Origin of the sequence: Streptomyces sp. NPDC051214 (genome assembly GCF_040682375.1) — a bacterium.
Taxonomy (GTDB): domain Bacteria; phylum Actinomycetota; class Actinomycetes; order Streptomycetales; family Streptomycetaceae; genus Streptomyces.
The window spans coordinates 82,740-103,345 of the sequence record NZ_JBFBAT010000009.1 but is presented as its reverse complement, the minus strand read 5'-3'; the positions used below and the strand labels follow the sequence as shown (position 1 = coordinate 103,345).

General features: G+C 71.1%; 14 protein-coding genes. 10 read left to right on the top strand and 4 right to left on the bottom strand.

Annotated features, from left to right (window positions below; translation table 11 throughout):
- Positions 1-23: 23 nt before the first annotated feature.
- Positions 24-971, bottom strand: coding sequence for a tyrosine-protein phosphatase (locus tag AB0M70_RS24110; protein WP_365822584.1), 948 nt, complete (start codon positions 969-971; stop codon positions 24-26).
- Positions 972-1,296: 325 nt separating this feature from the next.
- On the opposite strand from AB0M70_RS24110, the gene AB0M70_RS24105 reads away from it, so the two are divergent.
- From AB0M70_RS24105 to AB0M70_RS24095, 3 genes are all read left to right on the top strand, one after another.
- Positions 1,297-1,500, top strand: coding sequence for a cold-shock protein (locus tag AB0M70_RS24105; RefSeq protein WP_037661310.1), 204 nt, complete (start codon positions 1,297-1,299; stop codon positions 1,498-1,500).
- A 94-nt stretch (positions 1,501-1,594) separates the two neighbouring features.
- Complete coding sequence (locus AB0M70_RS24100) at positions 1,595-3,235, top strand: DEAD/DEAH box helicase (protein ID WP_365822581.1); 1,641 nt, start codon at positions 1,595-1,597, stop codon at positions 3,233-3,235.
- Positions 3,236-3,297: 62 nt separating this feature from the next.
- Complete coding sequence (locus AB0M70_RS24095; protein WP_365822579.1) at positions 3,298-4,155, top strand: pentapeptide repeat-containing protein; 858 nt, start codon at positions 3,298-3,300, stop codon at positions 4,153-4,155.
- 27 nt (positions 4,156-4,182) lie between these two features.
- Here the strand turns inward: AB0M70_RS24095 and AB0M70_RS24090 are convergent, their stop codons facing one another.
- Positions 4,183-5,091 (bottom strand): hypothetical protein, encoded by a 909-nt coding sequence (locus tag AB0M70_RS24090; RefSeq protein WP_365822577.1) that lies wholly within the window; start codon positions 5,089-5,091, stop codon positions 4,183-4,185.
- A gap of 224 nt (positions 5,092-5,315) precedes the next feature.
- Here AB0M70_RS24090 and AB0M70_RS24085 point away from each other — a divergent pair, with 224 nt between their 5' ends.
- Together AB0M70_RS24085 and AB0M70_RS24080 are read left to right on the top strand one after the other, a co-directional pair.
- Positions 5,316-6,113: a serine protease gene (locus AB0M70_RS24085; protein WP_365822575.1), complete on the top strand. Its 798-nt coding sequence runs from the start codon at positions 5,316-5,318 to the stop codon at positions 6,111-6,113.
- A gap of 182 nt (positions 6,114-6,295) precedes the next feature.
- Positions 6,296-9,382, top strand: coding sequence for an endo-alpha-N-acetylgalactosaminidase family protein (locus AB0M70_RS24080; RefSeq protein WP_365822573.1), 3,087 nt, complete (start codon positions 6,296-6,298; stop codon positions 9,380-9,382).
- Positions 9,383-9,434: 52 nt separating this feature from the next.
- Here AB0M70_RS24080 and AB0M70_RS24075 read toward each other — a convergent pair whose 3' ends face one another.
- Entirely contained in the window at positions 9,435-11,255 is a 1,821-nt protein-coding gene (locus tag AB0M70_RS24075) for a beta-galactosidase (RefSeq protein WP_365822571.1), read from the bottom strand.
- A 148-nt stretch (positions 11,256-11,403) separates the two neighbouring features.
- Between AB0M70_RS24075 and AB0M70_RS24070 the strand changes: the two genes are divergently transcribed.
- From AB0M70_RS24070 to AB0M70_RS24050, 5 genes are all read left to right on the top strand, one after another.
- A complete protein-coding gene (locus AB0M70_RS24070) occupies positions 11,404-12,312 on the top strand; it encodes an AraC family transcriptional regulator (protein WP_365822569.1) in 909 nt (302 codons plus the stop codon).
- A gap of 11 nt (positions 12,313-12,323) precedes the next feature.
- A complete protein-coding gene (locus AB0M70_RS24065) occupies positions 12,324-12,668 on the top strand; it encodes a chorismate mutase (RefSeq protein WP_365822567.1) in 345 nt (114 codons plus the stop codon).
- Between the two features lie 48 nt (positions 12,669-12,716).
- Positions 12,717-15,236 (top strand): aminopeptidase N, encoded by a 2,520-nt coding sequence (gene pepN / locus AB0M70_RS24060; protein ID WP_365822565.1) that lies wholly within the window; start codon positions 12,717-12,719, stop codon positions 15,234-15,236.
- Between the two features lie 577 nt (positions 15,237-15,813).
- Positions 15,814-17,205 (top strand): aminotransferase class V-fold PLP-dependent enzyme, encoded by a 1,392-nt coding sequence (locus tag AB0M70_RS24055; RefSeq protein WP_365822563.1) that lies wholly within the window; start codon positions 15,814-15,816, stop codon positions 17,203-17,205.
- Positions 17,202-18,644 (top strand): SidA/IucD/PvdA family monooxygenase, encoded by a 1,443-nt coding sequence (locus AB0M70_RS24050; RefSeq protein ID WP_365822561.1) that lies wholly within the window; start codon positions 17,202-17,204, stop codon positions 18,642-18,644. The genes AB0M70_RS24055 and AB0M70_RS24050 overlap by 4 nt, the downstream gene beginning before the upstream one ends.
- 6 nt (positions 18,645-18,650) lie before the next feature.
- Here AB0M70_RS24050 and AB0M70_RS24045 read toward each other — a convergent pair whose 3' ends face one another.
- Positions 18,651-20,456: a 5'-nucleotidase C-terminal domain-containing protein gene (locus AB0M70_RS24045; protein WP_365822559.1), complete on the bottom strand. Its 1,806-nt coding sequence runs from the start codon at positions 20,454-20,456 to the stop codon at positions 18,651-18,653.
- Between the last annotated feature and the right edge of the window lie 150 nt (positions 20,457-20,606).

Here is a 20,606-nt window from a genome sequence, read left to right as displayed (position 1 = left end):
GCGGCGCCCGCCCGCCGGTGTGTCTAGCCGACCATGCGCTGCCGCAGCGCGAGCATCGTCCGCGTATCAAGCCCGAGTCCCTTCCTCAGATAGCCGTTGAGGCTGCCGTACTCCTTCTGCACCTCGGTCAGGGCCGCCTCCAGGTAGCCGGTGCGGACCTCCTGGAGCGGGATGAGCAGATCGGGGTTCTGCATCAGACCGCCCTGCTTCAGGCCCTCGCGCACCTTCGCGTCGTACGCGGCGCGGTAGGTGTTGGACGCCAGGAAGTCGCGTACGACGGTGTGCTCGGGGACGCCGACGGCGCGCAGCAGCAGATAGCTGCTCCAGCCGGTGCGGTCCTTGCCGGCCGTGCAGTGGTAGAGCAGCGGTGACGCCTTGCCGCCGTGCGCGATGTCGCGCAGGGTCGCCGCGAACTGCGCGCGGTTGGGGCCGTCGGTGACGAAGGTGCGGTAGACGTCGCGCATGAAGGCGTCCGCCCTGCCGTTGCCCAGCATCTCCTCCTGCTTGACGGGGTCCCGCGAGCCGATCACGGTCATCAGGGTCGTGAAGAGGCCGTTGTCGCTGACGGGGCGGGCCGTGGGGGCGAGTCCGGCGGGCAGCCGGTCGGGCCCGTCGTACTGGACCTCGGCGGGCACCCGGAAGTCGACGACCTTCTTCAGGCGGAGCCCGGCGAGGGTGGCGACATCGGCATCGGTGAGCTTGGTGAGGGCGTCGGCGCGGAAGACCTGGCCGTAACGCACCTGCTCGCCGTCATAGGTGCGGTAGCCACCGAGGTCTCGTACGTTGACGGCGCCCTGGAGGGGGATGTGGCGTACGCCGTCGTACGCGGGCCCGGGGTGGTGCGGGGCGTGCCGGGCCGTGCCGCGCTCGGGCGCGGCAGGACCGGCGTGGGCCGCCCAGGCGGGCAGGGTGCTCAGCGTGAGCGCGGAGACCGCGACTCCGACTGCCGTACGGGTTCGGGAGATGCGCATCGGGCCGCCTTCCTCGGTAGCGGTCGCCATGGCCACACGTCGCTCAACCAAGCGATTGTTTGGTTGAAGGTAGCGGGGTGATCTTGCAGGAGGAAGGTGCGTGCGGCAGGTATCTCGCGGACCGGGGCGGACGGGGGGTCCCTCGTCCGTGTTAGGCTTATGCGTCGCAGTTTTGGTACCCATGAACTTTATGTGCGCCTGACGGGAATGCTCCGAAGGCGCACTATTGTTTTTTTCCGGTTCTCTCCGGGATGGGGGTCATTGCAGCGCTTGGAAACCACAATTCCGTGGCTTTCCTTACTCTGCCCCTGTTGAGGAGATTGACATGGCAACCGGCACCGTTAAGTGGTTCAACTCGGAAAAGGGCTTCGGCTTCATCGAGCAGGACGGCGGCGGCCCCGACGTCTTCGCCCACTACTCGAACATCGCGTCCTCGGGCTTCCGTGAGCTCCTCGAGGGCCAGAAGGTCTCCTTCGACGTCACGCAGGGCCAGAAGGGCCTGCAGGCCGAGAACATCGTTCCCGCCTGAACGTCGTAGCACGCGAACCTCATAGCCGGGGCCCGCACCAGAAAGGTGCGGGTCCCGGCTTGTGCTGTCACCAGGTCCAGGAAGGCATTTCCGTATGAATCGCTCCGAACGCCCTGCGCGTCCTGCCCGCAGGCGCTCCACGAACGCACGCGGAAAGGCCCCGGTGGCCGGCGGCGGCCAGGCGAAGGGCGCCGCGAAGAAGCCGGGCCGCGCCAAGCCGAGGCCCGTCGGCGGTGAATTCGCGCTGCCCGAGAGCATTGAGCCCGCGCTGCCCGCGGTCGAGGCGTTCGCCGACCTGGACATGCCCGAGGCCCTCCTGAAGACGCTGGCCGCGCAGGGCGTGACCGAGCCCTTCCCGATCCAGGCAGCCACGCTCCCCAACTCCCTCGCGGGCCGCGACATCCTGGGCCGTGGCCGCACCGGCTCCGGCAAGACCCTCGCCTTCGGCCTCGCGCTCCTGGCCCGCACCGCGGGCCGCCGCGCCGAGCCGCGCTCGCCCCTCGCCCTGGTCCTGGTCCCCACGCGTGAGCTCGCCCAGCAGGTGACCGACGCGCTGACGCCGTACGCGACGTCCGTGAACCTGCGCATGTCGACGGTCGTCGGCGGCCTGTCCATCACCAAGCAGGCGGGGACGCTGCGCCGCGGCGCCGAGATCATGGTGGCGACGCCCGGCCGTCTCAAGGACCTCATCGAGCGCGGCGACGCCGATCTCTCGCAGGTGCGCACGACGGTCCTCGACGAGGCCGACCAGATGGCCGACATGGGCTTCATGCCGCAGGTCACCGCGCTTCTGAAGCAGGTGGAGCAGGGCGGTCAGACGATGCTCTTCTCCGCGACGCTCGACAAGAACATCGACCGCCTGGTGCGGATGTTCCTCACGGACCCCGTCGTGCACTCGGTCGACCCGTCCGCGGGCGCGGTCACGACGATGGAACACCACGTCCTGTACGTGCAGGACGAGACCGACAAGAAGGCCGTCGCCCTGCGCATCGCCGCCCGTGAGGGCCGCGTGATCATGTTCCTGGACACCAAGCGCGCGGTGGACCGCTTCACCAAGCGGCTGCTCGCCAACGGTGTACGGGCCTCCGGGCTGCACGGCGGCCGCTCGCAGCCGCAGCGCAATCGGACCCTGGACCAGTTCAAGACCGGGCAGGTCACCGCGCTCGTCGCCACGAACGTGGCGGCCCGTGGCATCCACGTCGACGACCTCGACCTCGTCGTGAACGTCGACCCGCCCACCGACCACAAGGACTACCTCCACCGCGGTGGGCGTACGGCGCGTGCCGGTGAGTCCGGCAGCGTCGTCACGCTCGTCCTGCCGGACGAGAAGCGGGAGATGACGCGTCTGATGTCCGACGCGGAGATCAGCCCGAAGACGGCGCGGGTGAAGTCCACGGACGAGGAGCTCTCCCGTATCACCGGGGCGCGTGAGCCTTCCGGGGTGCCCGTGGTGATCGAGGTTCCGCAGCAGCAGCAGGCCTCGCCGCAGCGGGGGCGGCGTCGCCCTGCCGGGCAGGGTGGCGGTCAGCGCCGCTCGCGTCCCCAGGGGCAGTCGCAGTCCCAGGGCGGCCAGGGTCAGCCCCGGTCCCAGTCCGCGTCGCGGTCCCAGCCCCCGGCCCAGGGCGGCAGGCCGTCCGCCGGTGGGGGCCGCCCCTCCGCCGGTGGCGGCGCCGGTGGCGGCCGTGCCCGGCGTGGTGGTCGCCCCTCCGGTGGCGCGGGGCGCAAGGCGGCGTAGTGCGTGACCCTGGCGGGGGGCTTGGCCCCCTGCCGGGGCGGGCGCTCGCAAGGGAGGATCTGATGACTGACAACGAGAAGCATCCCCGGCGTCAGCTCCTGCCCGTCGTGGAGGGCGACGGCCGGCGGGATCTGCGCGCCGACTGCGGGAGTTGCTTCGGGCTCTGCTGTGTGGCCCTCACCTTCTCCAAGTCGTCGGACTTTCCCGTCGACAAGGCGGCCGGCACCCCCTGCACCAACCTCCGGCAGGACTTCCGCTGCGGCATCCACGAGAAGCTGCGCCCGAAGGGCTATGCGGGCTGCACGGTCTACGACTGCTTCGGTGCCGGGCAGAAGGTCTCCCAGGCCACGTACGGCGGCGTCGACTGGCGGCAGGACCCTTCCACCGCCCGCCAGATGTTCGACGTCCTCCCGGTGATGCGCCAACTGCACGAACTGCTCTGGTACTTGACCGAGGCGATCGCCCTGCCCCGGACCCGCCCGATCAGGGCGGAGCTGCGGAGTGCGCTGGAGCAGACCGAGCACCTCACCCAGGGCACCCCGGCCGAAGTGGCCGGGACGGACGTGGCCGCACACCGTGCGGACGTCAACGTCCTGCTCCTGCGCACCAGTGACCTGGTGCGCGCGGACATCCGCAGGAAGAAGAAGGACCGCAGGGGAGCCGACCTCTTCGGCGCCCGTCTGCGCGGCGCCGACCTCCGCGGTGTCACCCTCCGCGGCGCCTGCCTCATCGCCGCCGACCTCAGCGGCGCCGACCTGCGGGAGAGCGACCTGATCGGCGCGGACTTCCGGGACGCGGACCTGCGGGGCGCGGACCTCACCGGCAGCATCTTCCTGACGCAGTCGCAGGTGAACGCGGCGAAGGGCGACGCGGAGACGAAGCTCCCGCCGGCCCTGGCCCGCCCCGCGCACTGGGGTTAGGCCGAACCCCGGCCTGCGCTCAGGGCTTCACGTGTCGCACTCGAGGACCGTCCGGCACAAGGTGCACCGCGCCCGCATCCGTCCCCGGGCGGGCAACCGGATCCGCTGGTGACACGTGGGGCAGGGGAACGACACCCGCAGCGGCTCGGCGGCTCCGCCTGACCCGCGGGAGAAGGAGTACGTTCCGCCCCCGGCGGGAGTCCCCGGTCCACCGGAGCCGAGCGCATGCCGCCGGTCCTTCGCGTACCGCCGCCGGCCCGCCCATCCCGCCGCCGTCAGCGGTGGCTGCTGTTCGTCGCGCCGGGCCTGCTCGAGGCCCTTCGTGTAGGCGGTGTACGCCTGCGCGCTGGTGAACCACGTCTCCGGTGCCTCACCGAAGGCGATGGCCCGCTTGGCCAGGACGTACCCGAACTCCTCCGGCGTGAGATAGCCGAGCTTCTGGGACGAGGCGCCGTCCTCGCGGTAGGCGTCCAGAAGGAGCCAGCCCGCCCCCAGATACGTGGTGGCGGTGTCCGTGAGGATCTCGTTGTCACGGGTGCCGGGGAACGCCAGATCAAGCCGGTGCAGATACACGTGCATGATCTCGTGGGCGAGCGCCGCGCCGATGTCCCTGCGGTGCGTGCGGAACCGGTCGTTGAGTTCGATGAAGTACTCGGGCCCGGCGGTGAGTTCGACGTTCGCCGCGTGCTCCATCCCGCGGAAGCTGACGATCACGCGGGCGTCCGGGAGCCGCAGGTGACGCACCATCTCGCGGGCCACGCGCTGCACGCCCAGATGCAGGTCGTCCTGGTCGGAGAAGGCGACGTCGGCGGGGGCGACGCTGGTGCCGAAGGTGTGCACGGTGTCGTACGACAGGCGTTTGTAGAGCGCGGTGATCGCGGAGCGCACCGTGTCCAGGTGGGGGTAGCCGTGCACCACCGGCCCGCCGTCCGTCATGCCGGCACCCCCTGGAGACGTCCTCAACTCGCCTCCACTGTAAGGCGGGTCACCGTCGGCGGAACCAGACGGCGCGGACGGTGCTGGCCGAAAACCGCCCCTTGCTCTATGCGGACACCGATCTCCATAATCCGCAACAACGCTTTGGCGGGCTCATGCCATTTCCGCCGTCGCGTGCAACCCCCCACGAGACCCCCCACGAACCCCCCACGAAGGAGTACCCGTTGAACACCAAGCTGCGTGGAGTCAAGAGAGCCGCCACCCTCGGTGCCATCGCCCTCGCCGCCGTCAGTCTTCAGCCCTTCGCCGCCTCCGCGGCCCCGCACCCGGGCCCCACCCCGGGTGAGCGCGTGGTCGGCGGCACCCCCGCCGAGCAGGGTGAATTCCCGTTCATGGTCCGCCTGTCGATGGGCTGCGGCGGCGCGCTGTACGCCCAGGACGTCGTGCTGACCGCCGCCCACTGCGTGGACGGCTCCGGCGACAACACGAGCATCACCGCCACCGGTGGAGTCGTGGACCTGGAGAGCCCGGACGCCATCAAGGTGAAGTCCACGAAGGTCCTGCAGGCGCCGGGTTACGACGGCAAGGGCAAGGACTGGGCGCTCATCAAGCTGGCGAAGCCGATCGACCAGCCCACGCTGAAGATCGCCAAGGACACCAAGTACAACGAGGGCGAGTTCGACATCGCCGGCTGGGGTGCCGACAAGGAGGGCGGCGAGCAGCAGCGTCACCTCCTCAAGGCGAAGGTCCCCTTCGTGAGCGACGCGGACTGCGAGGCCGCGTACGGCGCCGACCTCACCCCCGGTGAGGAGCTCTGCGCCGGGAAGCTGGCGGAGGGCGGCGTGGACACCTGCCAGGGTGACTCCGGCGGCCCCATGTTCCGCAAGGACGAGGCCGGCGAGTACATCCAGGTGGGCATCGTCAGCTGGGGCAACGGGTGCGCGCAGCCCAAGTTCCCCGGCGTCTACACCGAGGTGTCGACGTTCGCCGGTGACATAGAGAAGGCGGCGTCGGAACTCTGAGGTTCCGCTGGACGCGGGGTCCGACCAGTGCTGGTCGGGCCCCGCGTTCGTATGGGCGCTCCCGGCCGCCGGGGCCTGAGGGACCCCGTTAGTCCAAGACCTGCCTCCCCTTTGTCCATGGGCGCGCCAGTCCCTTCCGGCGCAGGGTGACCGCACCGAATTCCGTCCCACGGAGGGGTGCCATGCAGCCGTCAGACACGTCCGGACCGAGCCGCAGAGCCGTAGTCGCCACGGGCGCGCTGGCCGGGGTCGGTGCCGCCATCGGCCTCGGGGGCGCCGCGACCGCCGCGGCAGGCGAGGTCGTCCTTCGCTCCGCCGAGCTCGAGGTACGCGTCGCCACCGACTTCCCCCGCGTCGTCTCGTACACGGACCGCGCGTCGAAGGCGGTCCTGCACGCGCAGTCGGAGGCCGTCACCACGCTCCTGGTGGACGACGTGACGCACACCCCGAAGGTGACCTTCAAGGACGACGGGGGCGGCCGGGCCGAGTACGTCCTCGCGCTCGGCGGCGGGACCACCCTCACCGTGGAGATCGTCGTCGTGGGGCGCCAGGTGCGGTGGCGGGTGACGGAGATCGACGACACCGACGCGCTGCGCGTGGGCACGCTGCGCATCCCCGGCCTCGCCCTCCTCGCCGTACGCAGCGATCAGCCGGGCGCCACCCTGCTGGCCGCCAAGGTCCAGCTCGACAAGGCCAAGAGCGGGGACACCGAGGTCAAGCTGTCGTCGGGCACCGCCGCCGAAGCGGCCACCGGATGCGCGTACGCCGTCGTCGCGCACGACACGCTGGGCGGCGCCGTCGAGACCAACACCGTCTACGACAAGCCCACCGGCGAGGCCGGGACGACCTGGGACAACGGCCGCCTCTGGCGGGAGACCGTCAGGAAGAGCGGGTACGTGGAGGCCAGGCTGACCCCCGGCCAGTGGACGCACCGCGCGGCCACCGCCGCCGTCGGCGACACCGAGCCCCTCCCGTATGCCACCGTCGTCATCACCGGCGACCGCAACGGCGACGGCAAGGTCGACTGGCAGGACGCCGCGATCGCGTTCCGCGACATCATGGTGAAGCCGCTCGGCGCGGACGAGCAGCATCTGCGCGTCGTCCCGCACATTCCGTTCAACTTCGCCTCGCAGGCGACGAATCCGTTCCTGACGACGCTCGACAACGTCAAGCGTATCCATCTGGCGACGGACGGGCTGCGCCAGTACACGCTGCTCAAGGGCTATCAGTCCGAGGGGCACGACTCCGCGCACCCCGATTACGCGGGCAACTACAACACGCGTGCGGGCGGCCTCGACGACCTCAACACCCTCGTCAGGGAAGGCAAGAAGTGGAACAGCGACTTCAGTGTGCATGTGAACGCCACGGAGTCCTATCCCGTCGCGAACGCCTTCTCCGAGAAGCTCGTCGACAAGGCGAACGAGCAGTGGGACTGGCTGGATCAGAGCTACCGCATCGACCAGCGCAGGGACCTGGTCTCCGGTGACATCGTCAAGCGGTTCGCCGATCTGCGGGACGAGGTCGACGGCGGACTCAACGCCCTCTACATCGACGTGTTCCGCGAGTCGGGCTGGACGTCCGACCGGCTGCAGCGCGCACTGCGCGAGCAGGGCTGGATCGTCACCAGCGAATGGGGGCACGGCTTCGAGCGCTCGTCCGTCTGGTCGCATTGGGCGACGGAACCGGATTACGGCCCCGACACCTCCCGGGGCATCAACTCGCGGCTCATCCGCTTCATCCGGAACCATCAGAAGGACGTGTTCGCCGACAAATGGCCGACCCTTCTGGGAATTGCCCGCATGGGCAATTTCGAAGGGTGGGTCGGTAAGACGGACTGGTCGTATTTCTACGATCTGATCTGGACGGATTCGCTGCCCGCGAAGTATCTCCAGGCTTATCCCATCAAGTCCTGGGGCGAGCACGAGATCAGTTTCTTCGGGGAGAGCGGGACGACGGTTTCCGACGCGGACGGCACCCGCCGGATCGTGACCGACGGCCGTGTCGTCTACGACGGGGGCAGCTATCTGCTGCCCTGGGAACCCCGCAAGGCCACCGACCCCGGCAAGCTCTACCACTACAACCCCCAAGGCGGTAAGGGGAGTTGGCGCCTGCCCCGCGGCTGGGCCGGGCTCTCGAAAGTCGCGCTGTACCGGCTCACCGACCAGGGGCGGGTCTTCGTCGCCGATGTTCCGGTGCGCGGCGGCAAGGTCACTCTGGACGCCAAGGCCAAGCAGCCCTACGTCCTCTACCGCCGGCGCGCCGCCGCGCTGCCCGACCCCGGCTGGGGGCAGGCCACCCCTCTGCACGACCCCGGCTTCAACTCCGGGTCCCTGCGGGGGTGGAAGGTCTCCGGGCCCGCCTCGGTGGAACTCAGCAAGCTCGGTGACCACGAACTCGTCATCGGTCCGGGCGGCAAGGCGGCCGTCGGGCAGCGGCTGCGCCGTCTGAAGGCGGGAGCGTACGTGGCCTCCGTGCAGGTCGAGGTCGGGGAGAAGGCGGGCGACGAGCGCAAGGCCGTCCTCGAGGTGCGCACCGCCGACGGCGTCACCGCCGCCAACTGGACGCGGACCTCCACGGCGGGCAACTACGTGGCGGCCGACCGCAAGCACGGCACCCGCTTCCAGCGGATGTCCGTCCCCTTCACCGTCCCCGAGGGCGGCGGCCCCGCCGAGCTGACGCTGCGGGCCGACGCGGGCCACGCACGCGTGCGCTTCGACAACGTACGGATCGTCGCCACCACGCGAGCCGGCGCCCCCGGAGAGGGCAGCCTCGTCTCCGAGGACTTCGAGCACGTGCCGCAGGGGTGGGGGCCGTTCGTGAAGGGCGACGCGGGGAACGTCACCGACCCGCGCACGCACATCGCGCAACGCCACGCCCCCTACACGCAGCGGGGCTGGAACGGCAAGGTCATCGATGACGTCATCGACGGCTCGCAGTCCCTCAAGTCACGCGGTGAGAACGCCGGGCTCGTCTACCGCACCGTCCCGCACACCGTCCGCTTCGAGGCGGGCAAGCGCTACCGCGTCTCGTTCCGGTACGAGAACGAGAAGGCGGGGCAGTACGCGTGGATCACCGCCGTCGACGAGCCCGGAGCCCGTGAGCTCGACCGCAAGGAGCTGCCCGTCGCGACCGGACCCACCGCCTTGACCTACGAGTTCACGGCCCCCGCGCAGGGTGAGGCGTGGGTCGGGCTGCGCAAGAGCGGCGACGACGGGACCGCCGAGTTCGCGCTGGACGCCTTCGAGGTGCGAGAGGTGGGGGAGGCCTGATGCTCCGCCGGGCGGGCCGATCTCCCGGCCCGCCCGGCGTCGAGGCCGCTGCTCACCGTCCGGCGTAACCGACCTCGGGAAGGGGCGGGAGGGGGGAAAGGGAGACCGTCCCCGCCTCGGCCGCCCCCGCCTCGGCCGTCCCTGCCTCGGCCGCCCCCTCAAGCTCGAGCACCCACACCTCGTTCTCCCCCTCCCGGAGCACCGCTCCGGGGACGTACAGCGAGGTCTGCGGACCCACAGCCCAGTACCGGCCCAGGTTGAAGCCGTTCACCCACACGAACCCCCGCGTCCAGCCCGGCAGTTCAAGGACCGCGTCCCCGGCGCCACGGACCACCGCCGAGCCCCGGTAGAGCCCCGGGCGCCCGGCCTCGGCCCCGGTGGCGGGCACCCCCCTGACGGCCTCCGCCGAGCAGAACGCGTCGAGCCGCAGCCCCCGGGCCCGCACTCCGTGCAGATACTGCCGCTCATGCAGCACCCCGCCGGTGATGCCCTTGGCCTCGCCGGTCCGCGGCCCGTAGTTGACCCTCCCCAGGGACTCCACCCAGAGATCCACGCGCGCGTGCCCCGCGACAGGCTCGGCCAGCGCCGGTTCCTCCTCGGTCAGGACCCCGGCCCGCACCCCGTCCACGTACACCACGGCCAGGTCCCGCAGCCCCCGCACCCGCAGCGGGTAGGGCCGCCGCGGGCCCGGCACGGTCAGCGCGTACTGGACGAGGCCGCGGTCCACGTCGAGCTCTTCGAAGGTGGGCGGTACGGCGTACTCCGCGAACGGGCCGCCGAGCGCGTCCATGACGGCCGACAGCGGCGCCCACCGCGGCAGGCCGACCGAAGCGCGCTCCCCGAGTACGGGCAGCGGCGCGGGCGGCTCCGGCAGCGGACCCTCCGCGTACGGGGCGAGCACCTCACGGAAGAGCCAGAACTTCTCCGTGGGGCGCCCGAACTCGTCGATGGGCGCGTCATAGTCGTACGAGGTGACGTCCGGCTCCAAGGCGCCGTCGTGCAGGGCGCCGCCACCGCGGTTCGCCCCCGCCCACCCGGCGAAGTTCGTGCCGCCGTGCGCCATGTAGAGGTTGACCGAGGCCCCGCACTCCAGGATCTCCCGCAGCGCGTCCGCGGCGTCGGCCGCGTCCCGCACGACATGCTCGGCGCCCCAGTGGTCGAACCAGCCGCACCAGAACTCCATGCACATCAACGGCCCCTTCGGACGGTGCCCGCGCAGCGTCTCGAAGCCCGCGCGGGCCTGCGAGCCGAAGTTGGCCGTCGCCAGGACACCGGGAAGGGAGCCGCCGGTCAGCATGTGGTCCTCGGGGCCGTCGGAGGTGAACAGGGGCACGGTCACACCCTCGGCCCGCAGCAGATCGGCGAGATGGCGGAGGTAGACCTGGTCCGAGCCGAAACTGCCGTACTCGTTCTCCACCTGCACCATGATCACGGGGCCGCCCCGGTCGTGCTGACGCGGGACGACCTGCGTCAGGAGACGGCCGAACCAGCGCTCCACATGCCCCAGATACTCCGCGTCGCGGGTCCGCGCGCGCCGGCCCACCGCGCCCGTCAGCCAGTGCGGAAGCCCGCCGTTCTCCCACTCGGCGCAAATGTACGGGCCGGGCCGCACGATCGCCCACAGGCCCGCGTCCCGGGCGGCGTCCAGGAAGCGGCCGAGCGCCTCGACGTCGCTGAACTCCCCGGGACGCGGCTCGTGCAGGTTCCACGGGACGTACGTCTCCACACAGTTGAGCCCCATGGCGCGCAGCATCGCCAGGCGGTGGCCCCACTGCGCCTCGTGCACCCGGAAGTAGTGCAGCGCACCGGAGAGCAGCCGTACGGGCCGCCCGTCCAGTTCGAAATCGTCCTCGCCCACCCTGAAGCCGTTCATCTTTTCCCTGTGTCCCTCTCGCTCACATGACCCCTCCACCACGATCACCTCTGGCGGGTGGCAGGGTCCATGGACAAAGATCTAGGCGGGTTGGACGCAGCGAGCAGGCCACGGCCCGGACGGAAACGGACGAAGGGGGCACCAGCGGATGTACCACACGTGGATGCGGTATTTCACGCCGAGCCCGGCCCACCACCGCCTCGGCCTCGCCTGCCTCGGGGTCGGACTGCAGCACGGCCTCCTGCCGACCGTGGGCCCGCGCACCCTCGACCACCACGTGGCCGTCGTCATCAGCGCCGGCGGCGGCTGGTTCCAGAACCCCGACGGCAGGCGTTCGACGGTGACGGCGCCCGCCCTGATCTGGCTCACCCCCGGGGTGCGCCACCACTACGGGCCCGACCCGGAGACCGGCTGGGACGAATGCTTCGTCGACTTCACCGGGCCCGCCACGACGACGTACACCGAACTCGGCTACATCGAACCCGACCGGCCCGTGGTGCCGCTCTCCGACGCCACCGGGGCGCGGGCCGCCGTAGGGCGCATCGCGCGCGCGGCACGGCGCGGCAATCCGCTCCTGGAGGTCGAGACGGGCGCCGCCGTCCACGAACTGCTCGTCGCGCTGCGCAGGGCCCGCGCCGACATCGCCCCCGACGGCGACCCGGTCCTCCAGGCGCTTGCCCGCGACGCCTTCCAGCCACTTTCCGTCGCGGGGCACGCGGCACGGCACGGCATGACGCCCGCGGAGCTGCGCACGGCGGTGCGCAGGGGCGCGGGCTGCAGCCCCAAGGACTACCTTCTCGGCATCCGCCTGGGACGTGCCAAGGAACTCCTCGCGGCCACGGAGCTCCCGGTCGCGGCCGTCGCGCGCCGTGTCGGCTACGACGACCCCGCGTACTTCTCGCGGCTCTTCACGCGCCGCGTGGGCATGGCACCCGTCCGCTTCCGTGAGCAGCAGGGACGCGCGGTCCCCGGCGGCTGGTCGCAGCAGATTCCCGACCCGGACCACCCGCCGATTCTGCGCTCTTCCGCCGTCGGCGGCGAAGGACCGGCAACGTAGGCTCGTGGACCATGACCACCAGCCACACAAGTGACGCGAACGGCGCCGACGCCGCGTCCGCCACGGACGCAGCCGTGCGCGCCGAGCTGTCCCGCCTGCGCGACAGCATCGACAACATCGACGCCGCCGTCGTCCACATGCTCGCCGAGCGCTTCAAGTGCACCCAGCAGGTCGGCCACCTGAAGGCCAACCACCACCTCCCGCCCGCCGACCCGGACCGCGAGGCGCGGCAGATCGCCCGGCTCCGCCAGCTCGCGGAGAGCGCGAAGCTGGATCCGGCGTTCGCCGAGAAGCTGCTCAACTTCATCATCGCGGAGGTCATCCGCCACCACGAGACCATCGCCAAGTCGTCGTGAAGCGGACCACCGGGACTGCTTGTCGGTGACATCAGGCAGCATGGACCCATGCCCGTACTGACGCGCGACGAAGCGCAGACCCGAGCCCGGCTCATCGACGTCCAGCGGTACACGGTCGAGCTCGACCTGACCCAGGGGGCCGAGACCTTCGACTCCCGCACCGTCATCCGGTTCACGGCGCTCGGCGAGCCCGCGGCCACGGTGGACACCTTCGTCGAGCTGAAGCCGGCCGAGCTGCGCTCCGTGACCCTGGACGGGCGGGCCCTCGACCCCGGGGGCCTCGTCGAGAACCGGCTCGCGCTCACCGGGCTCACCCCGGGCGAGCACGAGCTGCGGGTCGACGCGGCCATGCGCTACTCGCACACGGGCGAGGGCATGCACCGCTTCACCGACCCCACGGACGGCGAGACGTACACGTACACGCAGCTGTTCATGGAGGACGTGCAGCGGGTCTTCGCCGCCTTCGACCAGCCCGACCTGAAGTCCGTCTTCGAGCTGACCGTCACCGCCCCCGAAGGCTGGACGGTCCTCGCGAACGGCGTCACCGAGCACCTCGGCGACGGGACGTGGCGCGCGGCGGCCACCCCGCTGATCTCCACGTACCTCGTCGCCGTCGCCGCGGGACCCTGGCACTCCATCCGCACCGAGCACCGCGGGCTGCCCTTCGGCATCCACTGCCGCCGCTCGCTCGCCCCCTTCCTGGAGGCCGACGCGGACGAGATCCTCGACGTCACGCGCGCGTGCTACGACCGGTACCACGAGAAGTTCGAGGAGCCCTACCCCTTCGACTCGTACGACCAGGCGTTCGTCCCCGAGTTCAACGCGGGCGCGATGGAGAACCCCGGACTCGTCACCTTCCGCGACGAGTTCATCTACCGCTCCGCCGTCACCGAGACCGAGCGGCAGACCCGCGCCATGGTCATCGCCCACGAGATGGCCCACATGTGGTTCGGCGACCTCGTCACCCTGCGCTGGTGGGACGACATCTGGCTGAACGAGTCCTTCGCCGAGTACATGGGCTTCCAGACCACCGCCGAAGCCACGCGCTTCGCGGACACCTGGACGGACTTCGGGGTCGCCCGCAAGGCCTGGGGGTACGACGCCGACCAGCGCCCCTCCACGCACCCCGTCGCCCCCGACCCGGACGCCGTGCCCGACACCGCGTCCGCGATGCTCAACTTCGACGGCATCTCGTACGCCAAGGGCGCCTCCGCCCTGCGCCAACTCGTCGCCTGGCTCGGCGAGAAGGACTTCCTCGCCGGCATCAACACCCACATCGCCCGGCACAAGTTCGCCAACGCCACCCTCGCCGACTTCATCGAGTCCCTCGCGCACCACACCGACCGCGACGTGCACGGCTGGGCCGACGCCTGGCTGCGCACCACCGGCGTCGACACGCTCACCTCGACGGTCACGCACGACGCCCGGGAGTGGAGCCTGTCCGTCGACCGCGACGGCAGCCGCCCCCACCGCGTCGCCGTCGGCGTGTACGACCGCGACCTCACCGACCCCCAGGGCCTGGTGCTGCGCGAGCGGTACGAACGGGACGTGCCCCACGCCGGGACCACCGCGCCGCGTGACGGCGGGCGCCCCGCCCTGATCGTCCCGAACGACCAGGACCTCACGTACGCCAAGATCCGCCTCGACGAGAACTCCATGGAGACGGCCCTGCGCAGCCTCTCCCGCGTCCCGGACGCGCTCACCCGCGCCGTCCTGTGGAACAGCCTGCGCGACATGGTCCGCGACGGCGAGCTCGAAGGCATGGCCTACCTGGAGACTGCCCGCGCGCATCTGCCCGACGAGACCGACCTTGCCCTCGTCCAGGGCGTCCTCGCCTTCGCCTCCACCTACGTCGCGGACCGCTTCCTGCCCCCGGCGCTGCGGCCGGTCGCCCTCACCACCCTCACCGAGCTGTGCCGCGACCTGATCCGGCGCACGGAGGACGGCTCCCACGCGGGCCTGCGGCTCACCGCCGTGCGCGGCCTCATCGACGTGGCGTCGCGGCCCGACCCGCTCCAGGAGTGGCTCACCGAGGGCACCGTCCCCGGCGGCCCCGAACTCGACCCCGAGTTGCGTTGGCGCGTCCTGACCCGCCTCGCCGTCCTCGGCGCCGCCGACGAGTCCGCGATCGCCGCCGAGCTGGAGCGTGACCCCAGCGCCACCGGGCAGGAGGGCGCGGCCCGCTGCCGTGCCGCGCTGCCCGACCCGGAGGCCAAGCGCCGCGCGTGGGAGGCGATGTTCGCCTCCGACGACCTCTCCAACTACCTCCTCACCGCCACCGCGCAGGGCTTCTGGCAACCCGAACAGGCCGATCTCGTACGGGAGTACATCCCCCGCTACTTCACGGACGCGGTCGCCGTCGCGTCCCGCCGCGGCCCCGCCATCGCCGACGTAGCGGGCCGCTGGGCCTTCCCCGCCTCCGCGGTAACCCCCGAAACACTCCGCCTGGGCAAGGAATGCCTACGCGACGCCGCCCCCATCCCCGCCCTACGCCGCAAACTCACCGACCAACTGGACGACCTGGCAAGGGCGCTGCGAGTACGGGGATCGAACCAGGCGCCCCGCTAGAGGCGCGGACAACGGCGCACCAAGCCACAACGCACTCGCGCCCCGTCAGGGGCGCGAGGAACGGCGCGCCAAGCCAGGACGCACCCGCAGGGTTGAAGCAGCACCCGGGCCCCGTCAGGGGCGCGGGGAATGGCGCGCCAAGCCAGGACGCACCCGCAGGGTTGAAGCAGCACCCGGGCCCCGTCAGGGGCGCGGGGAACGGCGCGCCAAGCCACGACGCTCCCGCAGGGCTGAGCAGCACCCGGGCCCCGTCAGGGGCGCGGGGAACGGCGCGATAAGCCCCCACGCACCCGCAGGGACAGAGCGCCGCGGCCCCGTCAGGGGCGCGAGGAACGGCGCGGCAAGCCCCCACGCACCCGCAGGGACAGAGCACCGCTGCCCCCGCGGCGGCCGCTGCCCCGCAGGGGCAGTACACCGCCAACCCGCGAAGCGCCTAGCACCCCCGCCCCCGCCAACACGCCCTCTCCACGCAGCAGTACCACTTTCGGGTTCGGATCGTTGAGCTCTTCGGGCGTGCCGTCCGCTCGGCGGACAGGCTGGTTGTCCCCGCCCGCGCGCACCCGAAGGACGTCGCCCCATGAGCACTCCGCCGCCCCTCGCCGGAGGAGCCCGTGGCCCGGACGCGCTTCGCCCCTTGCTCACCGCCGCCCTGGACGCCCTGCGCACCGGGGCGACCGCCCGCGGGGGCCCGCTCCCGGCAGGCGGCCCCACCGCGGTGGCAGCCAGGGTGCGCGAGGCCGCGGGCGAGATCCTGCCCGCCCGCGGCGAGGGCGAAGAAGCGGCCCTGCGCACGCTCGTCCACGCACTGGCCGAAGGCGCCGCCGACCCCGCGGACGCCCTCTGCGCCGCCCACCTGCACTGCCCGCCCCTCGCGGTGGCCGTCGCCGCCGACCTGGCCGCGTCCGCGCTCAACCCCTCGATGGACTCCTGGGACCAGGCCCCCGCCGCCTCCGAGATCGAAGCCCTGGTCACCCGCGCCCTCACCACGGAGGTCTACGGCACCGGCGGGGGAGACGCCCTCGTCACCACCGGCGGCACCGAAGCCAACCAGCTCGCCCTGCTCCTGGCCCGCGAACGCACCGCCACGCACGGCCCCGTCCAACTGGTCGTCGGCGAGAACGCCCACCACTCGCTCGCCCGCGCAGCCTGGCTGCTCGGCATGCCCGAACCGGTCACCGTCCCCGCGCCCGCCGGAGTCCTCGACCCGGCCGCGCTCGACGAGGCGCTGTCCGGGCTCACAGGCCCGCCGGACTCGTTCCTCGTCGCCGCCACCGCGGGCACCACCGACGCGGGGCTCATCGACCCCCTCGACCAGATCGCCGCCCTCTGCGCGGACCACGGCGCCCGCCTGCACATCGACGCCGCGTACGGCGGCCCGCTCCTCTTCAGCGACGTACGAAGAGGACTCCTGCACGGCATGGAGCGCGCCGACAGCATCACCTTCGACCTGCACAAACTCGGCTGGCAGCCCGTCGCGGCCGGGCTGCTCCTGGTCCGTGACGGCCGCGACCTCACGGCACTCGGCCACCACGCCGACTACCTCAACGCCGATGACGACACCGAAGCGGGCCTGCCCGACCTCCTCGGCCGCTCCCTGCGCACCACGCGCCGGCCCGACGTCCTCAAACTCGCCGTCACCCTCAAGGCCCTCGGACGGGAGGGCATCGGCGCGCTCGTCGATCAAGTCTGCCTTCAGGCGCAGGAGTTCGCCGGACTCGTCGCCGCACATCCCGGCTTCGAGCTGTACGACCGGCCCGTCATCAGCACGGTCCTCTTCCGGCCCGTCGGCGCCGACGACGACCACATCGCGTACATCCGGCGCGAACTCCTCGGCCAGGGCCGGGCCGTGCTCGGGCGGGCCGGCATCGACGGACGCCGCTGGCTCAAGGCCACCCTGCTCAACCCGTACACCCGGCCCGGCGACCTCGCCGAGCTCCTGAAGCTCGTGGAAGGAACCACCCCCCGATGACCGGCCAGAACGACAAGCCCGCCCCGCCGCTCACCACCCCCGAGGAACCCCGGGACCTGGTCGGCATCGGCATCGGCCCCTGCAACCTCTCCCTCGCCGCCCTCGCCCAGCCCCTCGCCGGACTCGACGCCGCCTTCTACGAACAGCGGCCCGGCTTCCACTGGCACCCGGGGCTCCTCATCGACGGCGCCAGCCTCCAAGTGCCGTTCCTCGCCGACCTGGTGACCCTCGCCGACCCGGCCAGCCCCTGGTCCTTCCTCAGCTACCTCAAGACCCGCGAGCGGCTCTTCCCCTTCTACTTCGCCGAGCGGTTCCACATCCAGCGCGCCGAGTACGACGCGTACTGCCGCTGGGTCAGCGAGAACCTCACCGCGCTGCACTTCGGGCACCAGGTCGACGCGGTGCGCTGGAACGCCGAACGGGACCTCTTCGAGGTCGACTTCACGCAGCTCGACGCCGAGGGGGAGGCCGAGGCGCTCGGCCGGACGTACACGAAGAACATCGCCGTCGGCGTCGGCACCGCGCCCTACATCCCCGAACCCCTGAAGCCGCTGGCCGACGCCCCCGCCGTGCCCGTGATCCACTCCGCGGACTATCTCCTGCACCGCGACCGGCTGCTCGCCGCCGACCACATCACCGTCATCGGTTCGGGCCAGTCCGGCGCGGAGGTCTTCCTCGACCTGCTCAAGCACCGGCCGGTGGGCGCCGAGAAGATCCACTGGCTCGCCCGCACCGAGGCCTTCGCGCCCATGGAGTACTCCAAGCTCGGCCTGGAACACTTCACCCCGGACTACACCCGCTACTTCCACTCCCTGCCCGAAGCCGTGCGCGACGGACTCGTCCCCCAGCAGTGGCAGCTCCACAAGGGCATCGACGCCGACACCATCGCCGCCATCCACGACGAGCTCTACCGGCGCACCCTGCACGGCGGCTGGCCCGACGCCGTACTCACCCCGGGCGTCTCCGTGCGCACCGCGGGCCGCGTCGCCACCACCCGCGTGGAACTCCACCTGGAACACCTCCAGCAGGGCACCCGCTCCCGCCTCACCACGGACGCGGTCGTCCTCGCCACCGGCTACCGCGAGCGCCCCCTGGACCAGCTCCTCGCCGGCCTCGACCCGTACATGCGCCGGGACTCCGCCGAGCGCCCCCGCATCGACGAGCAGTACCGCCTCGTCCTCGACCCCTCCGTCACCGGCACCGGCAGCAACGTCTACGTACAGAACGCCGAACGCCACACCCACGGCGTCGGCGCCCCCGACCTGGGTCTCGCCGCCTGGCGCAGCGCCACCATCCTCAACGACCTGATGGGGGATCCCCCTTACCCGCTCCCGCAGCGCACCGCCTTCACCAGCTTCGGCCTTCAGGACACCCAGGTCCGCCGCGCCACCGGCCTGATCGGCGAGCAGCGCGGCAACCTCGTACGCCTCAAGAACTGACGGGGGTCAGAACACCGGAGTGCCGTCCCGGGTCAGCTTCCAGTCCACCGACGCGAACTGGGCCGGGTCGACCGTCCCCTTGGCCTGCACCCACTGGATGATCGTGTTGCGGATCTCGTCGGAGTTCGCCCACAGCTGCTTGGCACCGGCCACATGCGGGAAGTTGCCGCCGCCGCTGGCACGGTAGTTGTTGACCGCGAGCACGAACTCGGCCTTCGGGTCGATCTCCTTGCCCTCGAAGCTCAGCTTCGCGATGCGGGAACCCACCGGCTTGGCGATGTCGATCTCGTACGTCACGCCGTACAGCGCGTCGTAGTTGTAGTCCGGGATGTTGTCCGCGTTCGTCAGCTTCGCCGGGTCCACCGGGCCGCCGGCCGCCGTCTGCACGTAGTAGCGCGCCGAGAACTCCAGGTACTCCTTGAGCTGGGCGCCCGTGACGAGCCGCGCCTCGAGGGTGTTCTCGAACGGGTAGAGCCCCGCCGCGTCCTTGATCGTCACCTCGCCCGCCGGGATGCCCGCCGTACGCGAGAAGCACGAGGCCTGCGAGAGCACGGGAAGCGCCGCGTACTGGCCGCCCTTGAGGGCCTCCTTGACCGTCTCCGCCTGGACATGGCTGATCAGGTCGATGATCGCGACATCCTTGTACGGGCCCTCGGCCGTGCTCATGGCCTGCGTCGACGTACCGATGACCTGGTTGACGTACGCGACGACCTTCTTGTGCTCGTCCGCGAGGAGCCGGGTGATTTTCCTGTCCTCCGCCGCCGTGTTGGAGTTCAGGACCTGCGCCCCGACCTTCTCCACCGTCCAGCGGCCCTTGGCCCACACCAGGTCGAAGTCGAAGAGGGTGAGGCGCTGGCCCCACTTCAGCGGCTCGGACAGGACGACCTTCTTGCCGGTCTCCTTGTTCTGGACGAAGTACTCGGGGATCTCCGTGTGCGCGTGCCCGACCAGGATCGCGTCGATGCCGGGCACCTGCTCGGCCACCAGACCGGCCGCGTTCTCGATGTGCGGGAGCTGGTCGCCGTACGAGGACGTGCCGCTGGAACCGGAGTGCGCCGAGACGATCACGACGTCGGCGCCCATGGAGCGCAGCTTCGGCACCCACTTCGCCGCCTGCTCCTCAAGACCCGGGAACGTCATCTTGCCCTGCACGTTCGCCTTGTCCCAGATCGCGATGCCGGGGTTGGTCAGACCGAGCACCGCCACCTTCACGTCACGGCCGTGCGGGGTGCGCAGGCGCCTCATGAAGTACGGCGGGAAAGCGGGCCGCTGCGTCTTCGCGTCCAGGGCGTTGGCACCGAGCAGCGGGAAGTCGCACTGCTCCTCGAACTTCCGCAACACGGGAATGCCGTAATTGAACTCGTGATTTCCGAGCGCCGCGGCGTCGTAGCCGATGCTGTTCATCGCCTGCGCCATCGGGTGGACCGGGCCGTGCTTGGCCGTGATCGGGTCGATCTTGGCGTAGTAGTACGAGAGCTGCGTGCCCTGAATGGTGTCGCCCGCGTCGATGAGGAGCGTGTTGCGGCGCCCTCTCTCCTCGCGGATCTCGTTCACGAGGGTGGAGATCTTCGCCAGGCCCACGTCGTTGTGGTCCTTGTCGTCGAATTCCTTGTCCGTGAAGTAATCCCAGTTGAAGACATTGCCGTGCAGATCCGTCGTGCCCATCACGGTGAACGAATAGCGCTTCTTCCGCTGGGCGGGCTTCCCGGGCGCCTGCGCGGACGCGGAGGGGGCGGTGGCCGCCCCGCCCGCGAGCGCCACGCCCGTGACGGCGGCGGACCTGCCCAGGAACTTCCGGCGGTTCAGCGGCATTTCGTACTCCCCTTGGACCCATGGTCGATCGGTGTAACGCGCGTAGATAACGCGCGTAGATTCTGACCCCGACCGGCCCGCCGGCAACAGACCCCGCAGGTTTCGATCCGATGACTGTCCGGTGCACTGTCCGGTGCCGTGTCCTTTCCC

Bases quoted from the DNA above. Each gene is read 5' to 3' on its own strand.
- AB0M70_RS24075 (WP_365822571.1), bottom strand. From the start codon at position 11,255: ATGAACGGCTTCAGGGTGGGCGAGGACGATTTCGAACTGGACGGGCGG.
- pepN (WP_365822565.1), top strand. From the start codon at position 12,717: ATGCCCGTACTGACGCGCGACGAAGCGCAGACCCGAGCCCGGCTCATC.
- AB0M70_RS24095 (WP_365822579.1), top strand. From the start codon at position 3,298: ATGACTGACAACGAGAAGCATCCCCGGCGTCAGCTCCTGCCCGTCGTG.
- AB0M70_RS24100 (WP_365822581.1), top strand. From the start codon at position 1,595: ATGAATCGCTCCGAACGCCCTGCGCGTCCTGCCCGCAGGCGCTCCACG.
- AB0M70_RS24110 (WP_365822584.1), bottom strand. From the start codon at position 971: ATGCGCATCTCCCGAACCCGTACGGCAGTCGGAGTCGCGGTCTCCGCG.
- AB0M70_RS24070 (WP_365822569.1), top strand. From the start codon at position 11,404: ATGTACCACACGTGGATGCGGTATTTCACGCCGAGCCCGGCCCACCAC.
- AB0M70_RS24080 (WP_365822573.1), top strand. From the start codon at position 6,296: ATGCAGCCGTCAGACACGTCCGGACCGAGCCGCAGAGCCGTAGTCGCC.
- AB0M70_RS24105 (WP_037661310.1), top strand. From the start codon at position 1,297: ATGGCAACCGGCACCGTTAAGTGGTTCAACTCGGAAAAGGGCTTCGGC.
- AB0M70_RS24090 (WP_365822577.1), bottom strand. From the start codon at position 5,091: ATGACGGACGGCGGGCCGGTGGTGCACGGCTACCCCCACCTGGACACG.
- AB0M70_RS24045 (WP_365822559.1), bottom strand. From the start codon at position 20,456: ATGCCGCTGAACCGCCGGAAGTTCCTGGGCAGGTCCGCCGCCGTCACG.
- AB0M70_RS24055 (WP_365822563.1), top strand. From the start codon at position 15,814: ATGAGCACTCCGCCGCCCCTCGCCGGAGGAGCCCGTGGCCCGGACGCG.
- AB0M70_RS24050 (WP_365822561.1), top strand. From the start codon at position 17,202: ATGACCGGCCAGAACGACAAGCCCGCCCCGCCGCTCACCACCCCCGAG.
- AB0M70_RS24065 (WP_365822567.1), top strand. From the start codon at position 12,324: ATGACCACCAGCCACACAAGTGACGCGAACGGCGCCGACGCCGCGTCC.